We start from the raw sequence: 17,563 nt of genomic DNA on the forward strand, positions 1-17,563 counted from the left end.
AAACGGAAACTCAGCATAGGCTAACCTAAGTTGCCCCGAGGGCAAAGACCCGGCCAGCCGCGTTGATCAGTGCCCCGAGTGCCCAGGGCCGGCCATGGGGTGTCCCCCCTGGTGCTCGATCTTCAGCACCTGCGCCGGCATGACCACGAACGGGCGCATCATCCCCATGTCCTCGTGGTCGCGCATGTGGCAGTGGTGCAGGAACCGTCCACTGTGCTCGAACCGGGCCGCGACGGTGACCGCCTCGCCGTTGTTGACGTGCACGACGTCCTTCCATCCGGTGTCGACCGGCCCGATCGGCACGTCCTCGACGTACTCGATCGGGGCCACCGTGCCGCCGCCGACCGTGCGCCCCTGCTCGTCCAGGATGAACTCGAACTTCTCCGCCACGTCGTAGAAGTGGCGCTGCCGCACCTGGAAGTGCGTGCCGTGGATGTGCTGCGGATGCGGCCAGCCGCCGACGTCCAGGTTGATCCAGGTCCACCGCTCCCAGTCGCCGGTCTCGACCATGAACCTGACCGGGTCGTGGAACCGACGGGCGACCCGTTGCCAGGTGCGTACCCTGCCGTCCTTCCCCTTCACCTGCACCACGCCGTCCACCGGCAGCGGGCCGGGCGGCGCGTCGATCTCCGCCATCTCCCACTGCTCGATCTGGCCGGTGCCGAGCGGCGGGAACATCACCATGCGCTCCGGCGAGCCCTTCAGCGCGGCCTCGTCCGCCTTGGGGTACCGCGTGTCCAGCTTGGACGGTGGCGTGAAGCGGTCGCCGCCGTGCCGGCCGACCCGAAACTGCATCACCTGCGGCCACGGTCCCGGGTCGTAGTCGACGTTGACGAGGTTGAGCGCCTTGCCCTTGAAGGGCGCGAAGTTGACCAGGATGTCGGCGCGCTCGGCGGCGACCACGCTGAGGACCCCGTCGACGGAGACCGGGGCGGGCAGCAGGCCGCCGTCCGTGCCGATCAGATGGATCGCGTCCGCCGGTACCGGGCTGCCGTCCTCGAACGTGAGCTGGAGGTGGTACGGGCGCACGTTGGAGAGGTTCGCCACGCGGAACCGGTACCACCGCGGCTCCACGTCCAGGTGCGGCCAGATCACCCCGTTGACGGTGGTGAACGGCCCGGAGAAGGAGGTCGCCTGCAGTTCCGGCTCGGTGGCGTACATGACCGTCTTGTAGAGTTGCGTGCCGGTGAGCCGGCCGGACGCGTCCAGGTCGAAGTTGCGGTCGCACAGCAGCAGCGGCACCTCGTACCGCCCGGACGGCAGGCCCAGCCGTGCCTCGTTGTCGTCCCGGATGATGTACGCGCCGCTCAGCCCGGCGATCGTGTTCCAGCGCGACACCGGCATCGCGTGGTCGTGGTACCACAGCGCGGTCGCCCGCTGGTGGTTGGCGTACTCGGCGACCTGCGCCTGTCCCGGCGGGATGCCGGCCTCGGGCCAGCCGTCGTTGTCCATGCCGGTCTCCGCGCCGTGCAGGTGCACCACCGTCCACGGTGGAAGGTTCGAGACGTCGGCCAGCGCCGGTGCGCCGTCCCGGCCCGGACGGTCCCACAGGGGCGGGTCGGCCCAGGCGATCATCGGCGCCACGGCGACCAGCGGCATCTTGCCGGTCAGCTCGTTCACCCAGCGGACCAGCACCGGCTGGTCCCGCCGCACCTCGATGGTGGGGCCGGGCACCGTGCCCTCGTACCCCCAGACGGTGGTCGGCGGCAGTTGCGAGTGCATCCGTACCGTGGCGGTGCGCATCCGCACGGTCAGCTCGCCGGGCCGGCCCGGCGCCGGGCGCAGCACGCGGGGAATCGGCAGCCGGTCGCGGTACGGCTGTAGCGGCGTGGGGTGGGTCGGCGCGGCGGTCTTCGCGGCGGTGCGCCCCGCGCTGCCCCGCCGAGGCTCGTCCGGCCGCACCCCACGGCCGGGCAGCCGCAGGTCGTTTCCGACCGGCCGCTGCCGCGGCGCCGCGCTGGCCCGACTGCCGCCCAGCCATTCCCGGGCCCGGTCGTTGGCCAGCAGCGCCGGCACCGCCACGCCGGCCACGACCGCGCCGGCCAGAAGCCGGCGGCGGTTCACGGGCTGTTCCGATTCTGTCATCGACGCTCCTCTGTGGAATGTGGAAGGGGATGGCGGGCCGCGCCGGCCAGCGCGGCGACCGTCCGGTGCGTGAAGACCTCGCGGGCGGAGACCTCCACACCGGCCGCCCGCGCGAGCGCGACCAGCCGGAGCGTGACGAGGCTGTCCCCGCCGAGGGCGAAGAAGTCGTCGTCCACGCCGACCCGGTCGACGCCGAGAGCCGCCGCGAACGCGTCGCGGAGTGCCGCCTCCACCGGCGTGCCCGGTGCCCGGTAGCCCGCCCTCGGCGACAGGTCGGGGCGGGGCAGGGCGGCGCGGTCGACCTTGCCGTTGGACGTGAGCGGCAGCGCCGCCAAGGGGACGAAGGCGGCCGGGACCATGTGCTCCGGCAGCCGCTCGGCGATCCACGCGCGCAGCCGCGCGGGCTCCGGTCGCCGGCCCGCGCGGGCCACCACGTAGCCCACCAGCATCCGGCCGTCGAACGCCCGGACCGCCGCCGAGGCCACGTCCGGATGCCCCGCCAGCGCCGCCTGCACGTCGCCCAACTCCACGCGGTACCCGCGGATCTTCACCTGGTCGTCGGTGCGGCCCAGGTAGTCCAGGGCACCGGTCGGCGTCCAGCGCACGAGGTCGCCGGTGCGGTACATGCGCGCCCCTGGCACGAACGGGTCGGCCACGAACCGGGCGGCGGTCTGGCCGGGCGCGCCCAGGTACCCCCGGGCCAGGCCGGCGCCGGACAGGTACAGTTCGCCCGGCACGCCCGGCGGCAGCACCGCCAGGTTGGCGTCGAGCACGTAGGCGCGGGCGTTGTCGACCGGGCGCCCGACCAGCGGCCGCTCGCTGTCCGCGACGAACGCGGCGAGCGAGTCCACTGTGCACTCGGTGGGGCCGTAGAGGTTGACCGCGTCCAGTCCGGGCACGGCGGCCAGTTGCCGCCACTGCGCCTCGCCGACCGCGTCCCCGCCGAAGCCGACCAGCGAGAGCGGACATCCCGGCGAGCCGAACAGGCCCAGCTCGCCGAGTGCGGCCAGCATCGCGGGCGCCACCTCGACGAAGTCGATCCGGCCGGCCTCCAGCAGCGCGGCCAGCGCGGCCGGGTCGGTGCGCTCGGCGTCGCCGGCCAGGTGCACGGCGTGCCCGTCGAACAGCCACAACTGCGGCTGCCAGGCGGCGTCGAACGAGAACGGCCAGGCGTGCGCCACGCGCAGCCGCTCCCGTCCGGCCCGGGCGGCCGCGCGCCGGTACAGGTGCCGGCGATGGCTGTGGAAGAGGTTGGCGATCGCCCCGTGCGTGACCACGACGCCCTTGGGCGTGCCGGTCGACCCCGAGGTGTAGACGACGTACGCCGGATGCTCGGGACGCGGCACCACCGGATCGGCCGGCGGGGGCGCGCCCTCCCCCGGGTCGAGCACCGGGTGACCGGCCGGCGCGGTGTACCCCGGCTCGACGACCACCGCGGCGGGCCGGGCGTCGGCCAGCAGCCGCTGGACCCAGGCCGCGGGCTGGGCCGGATCCACGGGCACGTACGCCGCGCCGGCCCCCAGCACGCCGAGCATGGCGAGCATCGCGTACGGGCCCCGGCCGGCGAACACCGCCACGCGGTCCTCCGGCCCGATGCCGCGCGCCCGCAGCGCCCCGGCGATCCGGCCAGACTCCCGCGCGGCCGCCCCGAACGTCCACACCTGGTCGCCGTGGACCAGCGCCGGCTCGTCCGGACCGCGCCGCACCTGGGCTTCGAACAGCTCCGGCAGCAGCGCTTGGCGGTCCCCGGTGGCGGTGTCGTTCCAGGCGCCGAGGGCCAGGGAGCGCTCGGCCGGCGCGGCGGACGGCAGGGCCGCCACCGGCCGGTCCGGGCCGGCGGCCAGCCCGTCCAGCACCGCGAGCAGCCGGTCCATGATCCGTGCCGCGTCGTCCGCGGTGAACAGCTCCGGCAGGTACTCCAGAACGAGGCCGACGCCGTCGCCGGGCAGCACCGTGAGGGTCAGCGGGTAGTGCGTGACCGACCGGCCCCGCACCACCTCGACGTCGAGGCCGCCGGCCCGCTCGGCCTCCCGCAACCGCTCCTCGTCGACCGGGTAGCTCTCGAACACCAGCAGCGTGTCGAACAGCTCACGCCGCCCGATCCACCGCTGGATCGCGACCAGCCCGGCGTGGTGGTGGTCGAGCAGCCGCGCCTGTTCGCGTTGCAGCCGGCCCAGCGCCGCCCGGACCAGCTCCCGGCGGTCGGTGGTGACCCGTACCGGCACCGTGTTGATCAGCAGGCCGAGCGCGGTGGCGGCGTCGGGGATGTCCGCGTCCCGGCCGGAGACCGTCACGCCGAAGACGACGTCGTGGCGCCCGGTCGCCCGACCGAGCACGGTGCCCCAGGCCAGCTCCAGCACCGTGTTGAGCGTGACGCCGGCGCCCCGGGCGAGCCGCGCCAACGCCACCGCGAGTGGTTCGGGCACGCGTACCGGCAGCAGCGCGGCGTGGCCCGTGCCGGCCGCGGCACCGCCCGGCGCGAGCAAGGTCGGCCCGTCGAGCCCGTCGAAGGCGGCGCGCCAGGCGGCCCTCGCGGCGGCGGTGTCCCGGCCGGCGAGCCACTCCAGGTGGGCGCGTTGGCCGCCGGTGGGCAGCTCCGCACCGGGCAGCCCGCCGTACGCGGCGAACAGCTCCCGGGCCAGCAGCGGCACCGACCAGCCGTCCAGGATGAGGTGGTGGTTGGTCAGCACCAACCGGTGTTCGCCGGGGCCGAGGTGGACCAGGTCCAGCCGCAGCAGCGGCGGCGCGGACAGGTCGAAGCGCTCCTCCTGGCGCCGGCGCAGCAGCCCGGCCAGGCCGGCTTCGTCCATCGTGGACACGTCGAATCTGGCCGTCGCGGCACGCCGGACGAGCTGCACCACGTCACCACCGTCCCGCCGCACGAAGCCGGTGCGCAGGACCGGATGCCGGTCCACCAGGCGCTGGGCGGCCGCGCGCAGCCGGTCCGGGTCCACCGCGCCGCGCACGGCCAGCGTGAGCTGCATCGTGTAGACGTCGGTCCCGGTGCCGTCCGCCTCGTACGTGGACAGGAAGTACATGCCCTCCTGCAACGGAGTCAGCGGCAGCACGTCGTCCACATCGGAGTGTGCGAGCAGGTCGGCGCGCTCCCGCCGCCACCGCTCCAGCACGGCGGCGCCGTCGTGCCCGGCGTCCGGCGCGGCGGCGCGGGCGACGGCGGCGAGCGCGGCCACGGTGCGGTGCTCGAACACGTCCCGGGGCCGCAGCGGCAGCCCGGCGGCGCGGGCGCGACTGACCAGCCGGATCGAGGAGATGCTGTCGCCGCCCAGCTCGGTGAAGCCGTCGTGCACGCCGACCTCGGGCAGCCCGAGCACCTCGGCGAAGATGCCGGCCAGGACCCGTTCGTCCACGGTGCGCGGCCGGTCCCCGCCGGTGGCCGCGGCCGGGTCGGGGGCGGGCAGCTCGCGCCGGGCGACCTTCCCGGTGGCGGTGGTGGGCAGCCGGTCCAGCCGGACCAACAGCGACGGGATCTGGTGCGCGGCGAGCCGGGCCGCGCAGTGCGCCCGCACCGCGGCCACGTCGATCTCGGCGCCGCCGCTGGTGACCAGGTAGCCGACGACCCGCGTGGGTCCGTCGTCGACGGTGTGCACGGCCACCGCGGCCTCGCGTACGCCCGGAGCCGAGGTCAGTACCGTCTCGATCTCGGCCGGCTCGACCCGGAAGCCGCGGATCTGCACCTGCGCGTCGCCCCGGCCCAGGTACTCCAGCTCCCCGCCGGCACGCAGCCGTACCAGGTCGCCGGTGCGGTACATCCGGCCGCCGCCGGGGCCGTACGGGTCGGCGACGAACCGGGTCGCGGTCAGCCCGGTGGCGTTCAGGTAGCCGCGGGCCAGGGCGTCGCCGGTCAGGTACAGCTCGCCGACCCCGTCCACGGGCACCGGCCGCAGCCACGCGTCCAGTACGCGCAACGCGGTGTCCGCGACCGGGTCCCCCATCCGCCGCGGGCGCACCGCGTCCGGGCAGTAGAGGCTGTCGCTGCTCGCCTCGGAGCAGCCGTACTGGTTGGCCAGCCGGCCGCCGGAGACGGCGGTGAGCGCGGCGGAGTGCGCCTCGGTCAGCGGCTCTCCGCTGGAGACCCAGAGCCGCACCGAGTCCAGCCGCCCGGCGCCGCTCTCCGCCATCGCCCGCAGCAGGCTCGGCACCGCGGTCAGCCGCGTGATCTGGTGCTCGTGCACGAGGTCGACCAGGGCCAGCGCGTCCCGGCGGGCCTCGGCCGGCGCGAGTACGGCGGTCGCCCCGCCGGTCAGCGCGTCCAGCAGCTCCAGCGAGCCGTCCACGAAGCTGATCGAACTCTTGGCGAGGACCTTCTCGCCGGGGCGCATCGGGTCGGTCTCGCGCAGCCAGAGCAGTCGGTTCACCAGCCCGCCCCGGGTACCGAGCACGCCCTTGGGGACGCCGGTCGAGCCGGAGGTGTAGAGGACGTAGGCGGGATGGTCGGGCCGGTGCGGGACGGCCGGGTCGCCGTCCGGGTAGCCGGCCAGCTCGGCGAGCACCGCCTCGTCGGTCAGCGAGAGCCGCGCCACCGCGCCGGTCACCTCCGGCGGCGCGTCGGGCCCGGCCGTCAGGAGCAGCCGCGGGCGGGCGTCGGCCACCATGTGCCGCAGCCGCTCCGGCGGAAACCCGAGGTCGAGCGGCAGGTACGCGGCACCGGTCTTGAGCACCGCGAGCAGCCCGACTACCAGTTCCATCCGGTATCCGGTGGCGAGGCCGACGACCGACTCGGGCCCGACGTCCCGGGCGAGCAGTGCCCGGGCGAGCCGGTTCGCCGCCGCGTTCAGCTCGCCGGCCGTGTACGCGACCCCGTCGCAGACCAGCACGACGGCGTCCGGCTCGCCGGCTGCCCGGCGCGCGAACAGCGCCGCCACGTCCCCGTCGGCGGCCGTCGCGAGCCGGCCGGTCAGCGCCGCGCGGGTCGCCTCCTCCTCGCCGGGGAGGTCCAGGCCCACCTGGTCGACGGGCACCTCCGGCTCGGTGGCCACGCGGCGCAGCACCAGGTGGAGCCGGTCGAGCAGCGCCGCCGCGGAGTGTTCGTCCAGGATTCCCGGCTGGTACTTCAGCTCCAGGCGCAGCGCCCCCGCCGCCGGTACGACCGTGAGCATCGCCGGGTAGTGCGTGCCGTCGCGCCCGCTGACCTGCTCCAGGCGCAGGCCCGTACCGGTCTCGACCTCGGCCAGCGCCGCCTCGTCGACGGGATAGTTCTGGATCACCAGGATCGTGTCGAACAGCTCTCCGGCGCCGGCCTGGGCCACCACCGAACCCAGGTCCAGGTACTGGTGGTCGAGCAGCTCCGCCTGCTCGGCGTGGTGCCGCCCGAGGAGGTCCGCGAACGCCTCGCCGTGCCGCAGGGTGACCCGGACCGGGACCGTGTTCAGGAACAGCCCGATCATGTCCTCGACGTCCGGCAGGTCGGCCGGGCGACCGGAGACCGCCTGGCCGATCACGATGTCCGGTGTCCCGGTGACGCCGGCGAGCACGGTCGCCCAGGCGCACCGCACGACGGTGTTGAGCGTGACCCCGCGACCTCGGGCCAGCTCCGCCAGCCGGTCCCCCTCGACCGTGCGCGTGACCTCGCCGGTGCCTTCCGCCGGCCGGGCGGCGGAGGTGAACGGCGTGCACGGGCGGACGCCGTCCAGCGCCCGGCGCCAGGCGTCCAGTCCGGTGCCGCGGTCGCGTCCGGCCAGCCAGGCCAGGTACTCCCGGTACGGCGCGGGCGCGGGCAGCGCGGACCGGTCCCCGCCGGCCTTGTAGAGCGCGATCAGCTCCCGCACCAGCAGGGCGTTCGACCAGCCGTCGAGCAGGATGTGGTGGGTCGTGACCAGCAGGCGGTGCCGTTGCTGGCCCGGGTCGCCGGTGCGGCCCAGCCGCAGCAGTTGGAAGCGGAACAGCGGCGCGCCCGACAGGTCGAACGGCGCCTCCCGTTCCCGGGCGGCGACGGCCGCGGCGGCGGCGAAGGGGTCCGCCTCGCCGGACAGGTCGCGCACCTGCCACGGCACGTCGACCCGCCCCGGTATCACCGCGACTGGCTTCGTCGTCTCTGTCCAGCGAAACGCGGCGCGCAGGTTCGGCCGCCGGGCCAGCAGTCCCTCCACCGCCAGCCGCAGCCGTACCGGGTCGAGGTCGCCGGTGAGGTCCACCGCCAGTTGCACCAGGTACGGGTCGGCGCCGCCGTCGTAGCCGGCCAGGAAGAGCAGCCCCTCCTGGAGCGGCGTGAGCGGCAGGACGTCGTCCACATCGGACGCCCCGAGCAGGTCGGCGTGCCGCTCCCGCCACCGTTCGAGGGCGGCGTGGCCGTCGTGCGCGCGCTCCTGGGGGCGGGTCGCCCGCGCCACGGCGACCATCCCGGCCACCGTCTTCTGCGCGAACACGTCCCGGGTACGCAGCGGCAGGCCGGCCGCGCGGGCGCGACTGACCAGCCGGATCGAGGAGATGCTGTCGCCGCCCAGCTCGGTGAAGCCGTCGTGCACGCCGACCTCGGGCAGCCCGAGCACCTCGGCGAAGATCCTGGCGAGCAGCCGTTCGTCGGCGGTGCGGGGCCGCTCCCCGCCGGCCAGCGCGGCGAGGTCCGGGGCGGGCAGCTCGCGCCGGGCGATCTTCCCGGTCGTGGTGACCGGGAGCCGGTCCAACCGGACCAGGATCGACGGCACCTGGTGCTCGGCCAGCCGGCCCGCGGCGTGCGCGCGGACGGCGGCGGGGTCGACGGGGACGCCGCCCTCGGTCACCAGGTAGCCGACGACGCGGGTCGGCCCGCCGTCGGCCGCGTGCACGGCCACGGCCGCCTCGCGTACGCCGGGCGCCTCGGCGAGCACCGCCTCGATCTCGGCCGGCTCGACCCGGAACCCGCGGATCTTGACCTGCTCGTCGGCCCGGCCGAGGAAGTCCAGGCTCCCGTCGGCGCGGACCCGGACCAGGTCTCCGGTCCGGTACATCCGGGCCCCGGCGGGGCCGTACGGGTCGGCCACGAACCGCCCGGCGGTCAGCCCCGGCGCGCCCAGGTATCCGCGGGCGAGGCCGGCGCCGGCCAGGTACAGCTCGCCCGACCCGCCGCGCGGCACCTCCCGCAGCCAGCCGTCGAGCACGCGGGCGGCGGTGTTGGCGACCGGGCCGCCCAGCGTGCCGAGCTTGCCGGCGTCGGGGCAGTACAGGCTGTCGCCGCTGACCTCGGAGCAGCCGTACAGGTTGACGATCCGCCCGCGCGACGCACCGGCCAGCGCGGACGTGTGGGCGAAGGTCAGCGCCTCGCCGCTGGAGACCCAGAGGCGTACCGACCCCAGCCGCCCGGCGCCGTGCTCGGCCATCGCGCGCAGCAGGCTCGGCACGCCGGTCACCCGCGTGACCTCGTGCGCCTCGACGAGGTCCACCAGCGCCAGCGCGTCCCGCCGCGCGTCCGCCGGGGCGAGCACCACGGGTACGCCGGCGACCAGCGCGCCGAGCAGCTCGGTGGAGGCGTCCACGAACCCGATCGCGCTCTTGGCCAGCACCACCTCGCCGGCCCCGAACGGCTCCGCCTCGGCCATCCAGCACAGCCGGTTGACCAGCCCGCCGCGCGTACCCACCACGCCCTTCGGCGCCCCGGTCGAGCCGGAGGTGTAGACGACGTACGCGGGATGGCCGGGCCGGTGCGGCAGTCCGAGGTCGGTGTCCGCAAGGCCGGCCAGCTCCGCCCGGACCACGTCGTCGGTCAGGTCGAGCGCCGGTACGCCCTCGACGGCGCCTTCGGCGGTGAGCACCAGGTCCGGCCGGGCGTCGGCGAGCAGGACCTGCCGGCGCCCGGCCGGCAGGTCCGGGTCCAGTGGCAGGTAGGCGGCGCCCGCCTTGAGGATCGCGAGCAGGCCGACCACCAGCTCGGGCCGGTATCCCGTGGCCAGCCCCACCAGCGACTCCGGCCCGATGCCCCGGGCCACCAGCGCGCGGGCGAGCCGGTTGGCGCCGGCGTTCAGGTCGGCGGCACGGTGGGCCGTACCGTCGAAGACCAGCGCCGTCGCGTTTGGCGCCGCGGCGGCCCGCTGCTCCACGAGCGCCGCGACGTCCCCGTCCGGGGGCGGTGCCGCCGGGCCGGTCAGCGCGTCGCGCACGTCCCGCGCCTCCCGCTCGGTGGCCAGGGCGACCTGCCCGACCGGTGTGGACGGCTCGGCCACGACCTGCTCCAGCAGCCGCTCCAGCCGGCGCAACAGCGCGGCCGCGCCGGCCGGGTCGAGCGCGGAGAGCCGGTACTTCAGCTCGAAGCGCACCGCGCCGCCACCGGGCGCGGCGGTCAGCATCACCGGGTAGTGGGCACCGTCCTGTCCGGACATCCCGGCGACGCGCAGCCCCGTGCCTTCCTCGGCGGCGGCCAGCTCCCGCTCGTCGACGGGGTAGTTCTGGATGACCAGCAGCGTGTCGAACAGTTCGCCGTGGATCCCCGCCTCGGCCACGACCGTGGACAGGTCGAGGTACTGGTGGTCCAGCAGGGCCGCCTGCTCGGCCTGGTGGCGGCGCAGGAACGCCACGAACGGCTCGTCCCGGCGCAGCCGCGCGCGTACCGGCACGGTGTTCAGGAACAGCCCGATGACGGACGCGGAGCCGGGCAGCTCCGCCGGACGGCCGGCGACGGCCTGCCCGGTCACCACGTCGGTGGCCCCGCAGACCGCGCCCAGCACGGTGAGCCAGGCGCACTGGAGCACGGTGTTCAGGGTCAGCCCTTGGGCACGCGCGAAGCCGGCGAGCCGGTCGTGTGCCGGCCCGGACAGCACGCTGGTAGCCCGCTCGACCCGGTCGTCCACACGGGACGGTCCGGAGAACGGCGTGCACGACCCCACGCCACGCAGCGCCTCCCGCCACGCGGCCGCGCCCGCGTCCCGGTCCCGCTGCGCCAGCCAGGCCAGGTAGTCCCGGTACCGGCCGGGCGGGGGCAGCGCGCCGGGGTCGCCGCCGGCCCGGTACAGGCCGATCAGCTCCCGCACGAGCAGCGCGTTGGACCAGCCGTCGAGCAGGATGTGGTGGGTCGTGACGAGCAGCCGGTGCCGCAGCGGGCCCGTACCGCCGGTGCGGCCCAGCCGCAGCAGGTGGAAGCGAAACAGGGGCGGCTCGGCGAGGTCGAACCGGACCGACCGCTCGGCGGCGGCGATCCGCTCCGCCTCGGCCAGCGGATCCGCCTCGCCGGTCAGGTCGGACTCCCGCCACGGCGGGTCGAAGGGCTCGGGGATCAGCGCCACCGGCCGGTCCACGTCCTCGGTCCAGAAACAGGCGCGCAGGTTGGGGTACCGGACGAGCAGTGCCGCGACGGCGGCGCGCAGCCGTACCGGTTCCAGGTCGCCGTCGAGGTCGACGGCGAGCTGGACGGTGTAGGGGTCGATGCCCTCGGCGAAGTCGCTCAGGAACAGCAGCCCTTCCTGCAACGGCGAGAGCGGCAGGATGTCCGCGAGCGCCGGGGGCGTGCTGGTGGCCGCTCCCACCGTGCCCACCCTCCTCAGTGGATCGCGGCGCCGACGGTGGCGCCGTCGATCTGGCCGGCCGCACCGGGAACCGGCTCGGACGGGGACTGGCCGAGCGCCACGATCCGGTTGTCGCCGTCGACGTGCACCACGCGCGGGCGGTGCCGGTCCAGTTCGGACTCGTCCAGGACCACGTACGCCATCACGATCACCAGGTCACCGGGATGGACCAGGTGGGCGCCCGCGCCGTTCACACCGATCACGCCGCTGCCGGCGGGCCCGGTGATGGCGTACGTCTCGATCCGGGCGCCGTTGGTGATGTCGACCAGCTGGATCCGTTCGCCCTCGCGGATGTCAGCGGCCTTCATCAGGTCCTCGTCGATCGTCAGCGAACCCACGTAGTGCAGGTCCGCCTGGGTCACCGTGGCCCGATGGATCTTTCCGTTGAGCACGATCCGCTGCACCGATCCTCCTGATGGCAGTCTGTTGTGGACTCAGCCCGCACGGGCGGCGCCACCGGCGTCGGTGGCGTCGCGGACGGCGGGACACGCGGGAAAGGGCGCCGCGCGCCGCTCGGACGTCAGCGAGCCTCAGCCGTGACCGGCCATGCCCATCCCGGCTTGATCATTAGGTTAGGCTAACCTAACAGAACATCGACGTAAAGGACTTCCCACCGGTGTGACGAACCTGGCCCGCCGCCCGCGGCGGCGGAACACTCAGGCCGGACCGACGCGCCAGTAGCCGCAGAAGTAGACCCGCTCCTTCGCCATGCCCCGCTCCCCCACCAGGTGCCGGCGCACGGCGGTGACCATGCCCGACTCGCCCGCGACGAAGGCGTACGGCGGGCCCGCCGGGAAGGTCGTGTCGCGCAGTGCCCGCAGCACCACGTCACTGCGCCCGGCCGGGACGGCGCCACGGTGCAGCCAGGTGAGGCGGACACCGGCGGGGACCATGATCTCGATCTCGTCGGCGGCCTCGCCCACCTCCAGCAGCGCCACCGCCGGCGTGCCCGGGGGCAGCGCCTCGACGATCGCGGCGAGCGCCGGCAGGGCCGTCTCGTCGCCGACGAGCAACTGCCACCGCGTGTCCGCCGGTGGCGCGTACTCCGCGCCGTCGCTGAGCACGCCGATCCGGTCGCCGGGCCGGGCGGCGCCCGCCCACCGGGAGGCCGGACCCTCGTCTCCGTGCAGGACGAAGTCGATGTCCATCTCGCGGCGGTCGGCGTCGAGGCCGCGGACCGTGTAGTTGCGCACGACCGGGCGGCGCTCGACCGGCATCGCCTGGACCGCCGGCCACCAGTCGTCGACGTCGGGCAGGTGCAGCTCGCCGCCGGGCTCCGGCGCGAAGAAGACCCGAGCCAGGTGGTCGGGACCGTCGTAGCCGAACCTGTCCAGCTCCGGACCGGCCAGCGTGATCCTGACCATGTGCGGGCTCAGACTCCGGACGGCCACGACGGTCGCGACCATGGGCCTCCGGATGCGGGCCGGCGAGGGTACGGTGCCTGCTGCCATGGATATCGATCCTTCTTCTCGGCCAGGACTTAGGTTAGCCTATGCTGAGTTTGATCGGCTGGGACAGTTTCGCGGGGAGGTTCGTATGCCCGGTCCGCAGTGGACCGACATCGTGCTGGCGCGGCTCACGAGCGCCCGATCCTCGGCATGACAGCGCAAAGCACGCCCGGCGACGTGGCGGCGACGGCCAAGGCGATCCTGCGTCGCGCCCTGCGCCGGCAGCGTTCCCGGGTCGTGCCCGGCGTGCTGCTGCTCTGCGCGCACCAGGCCGCCGAGGCACTCGTCCCGGTGGCGATCGGTGTGGTCATCGACCAGGCGGTGGCCAGCGGGAGCGGCACCGCGCTGGCGATCTCGGTGCTGGCCCTGGCCGCCCTGTTCACGGTGCTCGCGCTGGCCTGGCGGTTCGGGGCCCGCTTCGCGTACGCGGCCGTCGAGCGGGAGGCACACGCCCTGCGCGTCGAGATAGCCCGCAAGGCCCTGGACCCGCGCGGGCAGCGCAGCGGGATGCGCGACGGCGAGCTGCTCTCGGTCACCTCCTCCGACACCGAGCTGACCGCCCTTGTCGTGCGGGCCGCCGGACTCGTCGCGTCCGCGCTGACCGCGCTTCTGGTCGCCGCGGTGGCGTTGCTGGCCATCGACATCCCGCTCGGCCTCGCCGTCCTCGTCGGCGTACCCGCGATCGTGCTGGCCCTGCACCGCCTGGCCCCGCTGCTGACCCGGCGCAGCGCGGCCCAGCAGGAGGCGATGGCCGCCACCACCGCGCTCGCCACCGACCTGGTCAGCGGCCTTCGGGTCCTGCGCGGCGTCGGCGCCCAGCACAACGCCGCCCGGCGGTACGCGGCCGAGAGCCAGCGCGCACTGGCGGTGACGCTGCGGGCGGCCAACACCAAGGGCCTCTACCGAGGGCTGACCACCACCGTCAACGGCCTGTTCCTGGCGGTGGTGGCCGGGCTCGCCGGCTGGCTGGCGCTGCGCGGGCAGATCACCGTCGGCGAGCTGGTCGCCGTCGTCGGCCTCGCCCAGTTCGTCGCCGAACCGGTGCAGGCGCTGGGCTTCTGCCTCCAGTTGTTCGCGACGGCGCGGGCCTCCGCCGGACGCGTCGCGCGGGTCCTCGGCGCCGCGCCGCGGGTCGTGCCCGGCGACGAGACAGTGGCGGAGCCGGGAGAGGTACGGCTGCGCCTGGACGGCATCACCTACCGCGGCCTCGACGGGCTCGACCTGAGCGTACGGGCCGGCGAGGTGCTCGGCGTGGTGGCGTACGACCCGCGCGACGCCGAAGCGCTCCTCGCGCTGCTCGCCGGACAGGTGCCACGCGAGGAGTACACCGGCTCGCTGGCCGTCGACGGCGTACCGGCGGAGGCGCTGGACCTCGACACCGCGCGCCGTACGGTGCTGGTCGAGCAGCACGACGTCGCGCTCTTCGAGGGGACGCTCCGCTCCAACCTGCTGGCCGGCGCCCGCGACCCGGCCGGGGCCGGCGAGCTGGTCGAGTCGGCGATCCTCGCGGCGGCGGCCGACGACGTGGTCGCCGCCCATCCGGACGGTCTCGACCGCCCGGTAGCCGAGTCCGGCCGAAACCTCTCCGGCGGCCAGCGGCAGCGGATCGGGCTCGCCCGGGCCCTGGTCGCCGACCCGCCGGTCCTGGTCCTGCACGACCCCACGACGTCGGTCGACGCGGTGACCGAGGGGATGATCGCCGACCGGCTGCCGGCCGTACGCGGCGACCGCCCCACGGCCGCGCCCGGCACCGTACTCGTGACCAGCAGCCCCGTGCTGCTCGGCCGCGCGCACCGGGTCGCGGTGGTCGACGCCGGGCGGGTCGTGGCCGAGGGCACGCACGCGGACCTCGTCCAGGGGGACGCCCGCTACCGAGAGGCGGTACTGCGGTGACCGATCCCGCGCCCGACCGGACGCTGCTGCCGACCGCGACCGCCCGCCGCACCTGGTCGGTGCTGTGGGCCGAGCTGAGGCGGCTGCCCGGCCTCACCGCGGGCGCCCTCGCGCTGCTGGTCGCCGCGAGCGCGAGCGGCCTGGTCGCCCCGTGGGTCCTCGGCCGGATGGTCGACGACGTCATCGCCGGCGCCGGCCTCCGGCAGGTGGTCGTCTCCGCCCTGCTCATCGGCGGCGCGGCCCTGCTCGCCGGGGTCTTCACCGCCCTGGGCGCCGCCCTGATCGCGCGGCTCGGCGAAACCGTGCTGGCCCGGCTCCGCGAACGCGTGCTGGACCGGGCCCTGCACCTGCCGTCGGCGACCCTGGAGAAGGCCGGCACCGGAGACCTGGTCTCGCGCGCCGGTGACGACGTGCCGGTCGTCGCCAACGCCATCACGACGACCGGACCGGAGCTGACCGGCGCGCTGCTGGCCGTCCTGCTCACCGTCGCGGGGCTGTTCGCGCTGGACTGGCGGCTCGGCCTCGCCGGCCTGCTCGCCGCGCCGATGTACGCGCTGGCGCTGCGCTGGTACCTGCCCCGGTCGGCGCCGTTCTACGCCGAGGAGCGGATCGCGACCGGCGAGCGTTCCCAGGCCATGGTCGGCGCGCTGCGCGGGAGCGCCACCGTGCGGGCGTACCTGCTGGAGGACGAGCACGTCCAGCGGATCGCCGACCGCTCCCACCGGGCGATGGACCTGTCGCTGTCGGTCTTCGGCACGTTCACGCGGTTCGCCTCCCGGATGAACCGGGCCGAGTTCGTCGGCCTCACCGCCGTGCTGGTCGTCGGGTTCCTGCTGGTCCGGGGCGACCTGGCCACGGTCGGCGCGGTCACCGCGGCGGCGCTGTACTTCCACCGGCTGTTCAACCCGATCGGCACGCTGATGCTGGAGGCCGACTCGGCGTTGCAGGCCGGCGCCGCACTGGCCCGCCTCGTGGGCGTGGCCGACCTGCCCCCGCCGCCGCCCGCCACCGCGCCGGCGCGGCCCGCCGGCGCCTCGGTCGAGATCGAGGTGACCAGCCACCGGTACGACGGCGGGCCGCCGGTCCTGCACGACGTCACCCTGACGATCGGGCCGGGCGAGCGGGTCGCCCTCGTCGGCGCGAGCGGTGCGGGGAAGTCGACGCTCGCCGGCATCGCCGCCGGCGTCATCGAGCCCTCCTCGGGATCGGTCCGCCTCGGTGGCGTCCCGCTGGCGGCGCTCGGCGACGAGCAGGTACGGCGCCGGATCTGCCTGGTCAGCCAGGAGGTGCACGTGTTCGCCGGCCCGCTCGCCGACGATGTCCGGCTGGCCCGCCCGGAAGCCGGCGACGAGCAGGTGGCGGCCGCGCTGGAACAGGTCGGCGCGCTCGGCTGGGCCCAGGCCCTCCCCGACGGCCTGCACACCGCGGTCGGCGAGGGGGCGCACCAGCTCACCACCGCCCAGGCGCAGCACCTCGCGCTGGCCCGGCTGGCCCTGGCCGACCCCGCGGTCGCCGTACTCGACGAGGCCACCGCCGAGGCGGGCAGCGCCGGCGCCCAGGAGCTGGACCGTGCCGCCCTGGCCGCGACCGCCGGACGGACCACGCTGATCGTGGCGCATCGGCTGACCCAGGCGCTGAACGCGGACCGCGTCGTCGTCCTCGACCAGGGCCGGATCGTCGAGATCGGATCGCACGCGGAGCTGGTCGCCGCCGGTGGCCGGTACAGCCACCTGTGGCACGGCTGGAGCGGCGGGCAGGACTGGACGGCCACGCCCGGCGCCCCGGTCGCCGGCGGCACGCGGAGCTGAGGAGGCGACGATGAGCGCGGAGACCGCGGAGCGCCGGTACGGCGACTTCTACACGCACCAGCCGGAGAGCCCGACGCTGCGCCGCATCTACCGGGACGTCTACGCCGACGACTACCCCGACGAGCTGGAGCCCTTCGGCTTCGTGACCCGCCGCGACCTGGCCCGCTTCGGCGAGCTGCTCGCGTTGCGCGGCGGAGACCTGCTGGTCGACATCGGCTGCGGTCGCGGTGGCCCCGGCATCTCCGTGGCGAAGGCGGCCGGCGCGCGCCTGCTCGGGCTCGACGTCGTCGCGTCCGCGGTGGCCGGCGCCGGCCGCCTCGCCACCGCCCTCGGCCTGCCGGACGCGGAGTTCCGCCAGGCCAGCTTCACCGACACCGGGCTGCCCGGGCGCGGCTGCGACGCCGTGATGAGCGTCGACGCGCTGTGGATGGTGTGGAACAAGCCGGCGGCGGTCACCGAGGTCGCGCGCGTGCTGCGTCCCGGCGGCCGGTTCGTCTTCACCACCTGGGAGCCGGCGTACCTCGACCACGCCCGGATGCTGGCCAAGGCGGGGTTCACGGTGGAGGCGCGGGAGGAGACCGCCGGCTGGCTGGAGCGGCAGCGCGCCGTGTACGAGGCGATCCTCGCCAACCGCGAACGGCTGGAGGAGGAGCTGGGCCCGGGGGCCGAGGTCATCCTCGCCGAGGCGCGGGACACGCCCGCGGTCCTGGCCGACACGCCTCGGGTCCTGCTCGCCGCCGTACTGTCCGGCTAGGACCTTCCGCGGTCGCGCTCGACGGACGCTGTCCGGCGCCTGGTCGCGGACGCACACGCGGCCGACTGACACGCACCGTCCAACCAG

Annotated in this window: 7 protein-coding genes; 3 read left to right on the forward strand and 4 right to left on the reverse strand. The window is 75.3% G+C overall.

Annotation, left to right across the window (positions count from 1 at the left end; all coding sequences use genetic code 11):
- Window positions 1-66 precede the first annotated feature (66 nt).
- The 4 genes from ACFFIA_RS27050 to ACFFIA_RS27065 form a co-directional block, all read right to left on the reverse strand.
- Window positions 67-2,085, reverse strand: a complete 2,019-nt coding sequence (locus tag ACFFIA_RS27050) for a multicopper oxidase family protein (RefSeq protein WP_377255497.1) — start codon at window positions 2,083-2,085, stop codon at window positions 67-69.
- Window positions 2,082-11,534, reverse strand: a complete 9,453-nt coding sequence (locus ACFFIA_RS27055) for a non-ribosomal peptide synthetase (protein WP_377255500.1) — start codon at window positions 11,532-11,534, stop codon at window positions 2,082-2,084. Before ACFFIA_RS27055 ends, ACFFIA_RS27050 begins: the two co-directional genes overlap by 4 nt.
- A gap of 14 nt (window positions 11,535-11,548) precedes the next feature.
- Window positions 11,549-11,977, reverse strand: coding sequence for an aspartate 1-decarboxylase (panD, locus tag ACFFIA_RS27060; RefSeq protein WP_377255503.1), 429 nt, complete (start codon window positions 11,975-11,977; stop codon window positions 11,549-11,551).
- A gap of 252 nt (window positions 11,978-12,229) precedes the next feature.
- Complete coding sequence (locus ACFFIA_RS27065; RefSeq protein WP_377255506.1) at window positions 12,230-13,024, reverse strand: siderophore-interacting protein; 795 nt, start codon at window positions 13,022-13,024, stop codon at window positions 12,230-12,232.
- A 147-nt stretch (window positions 13,025-13,171) separates the two neighbouring features.
- Between ACFFIA_RS27065 and ACFFIA_RS27070 the strand changes: the two genes are divergently transcribed.
- The 3 genes from ACFFIA_RS27070 to ACFFIA_RS27080 are packed head-to-tail and all read left to right on the forward strand — an operon-like array spanning window position 13,172 to window position 17,476.
- Window positions 13,172-14,914: an ABC transporter ATP-binding protein gene (locus ACFFIA_RS27070; protein ID WP_377255509.1), complete on the forward strand. Its 1,743-nt coding sequence runs from the start codon at window positions 13,172-13,174 to the stop codon at window positions 14,912-14,914.
- Window positions 14,911-16,722 carry an ABC transporter ATP-binding protein gene (locus ACFFIA_RS27075; RefSeq protein WP_377255512.1) on the forward strand — a complete coding sequence of 604 codons (1,812 nt, stop codon included), beginning with the start codon at window positions 14,911-14,913 and terminating at the stop codon, window positions 16,720-16,722. The genes ACFFIA_RS27070 and ACFFIA_RS27075 overlap by 4 nt, the downstream gene beginning before the upstream one ends.
- A gap of 10 nt (window positions 16,723-16,732) precedes the next feature.
- The gene (locus tag ACFFIA_RS27080; RefSeq protein WP_377255515.1) at window positions 16,733-17,476 is read left to right on the forward strand and encodes a class I SAM-dependent methyltransferase; all 744 of its coding nucleotides are present in this window, start codon (window positions 16,733-16,735) and stop codon (window positions 17,474-17,476) included.
- Window positions 17,477-17,563 lie beyond the last annotated feature (87 nt).

This window comes from Phytohabitans kaempferiae (assembly GCF_042433955.1).
Taxonomy (GTDB): Bacteria; Actinomycetota; Actinomycetes; order Mycobacteriales; family Micromonosporaceae; genus Phytohabitans; species Phytohabitans kaempferiae.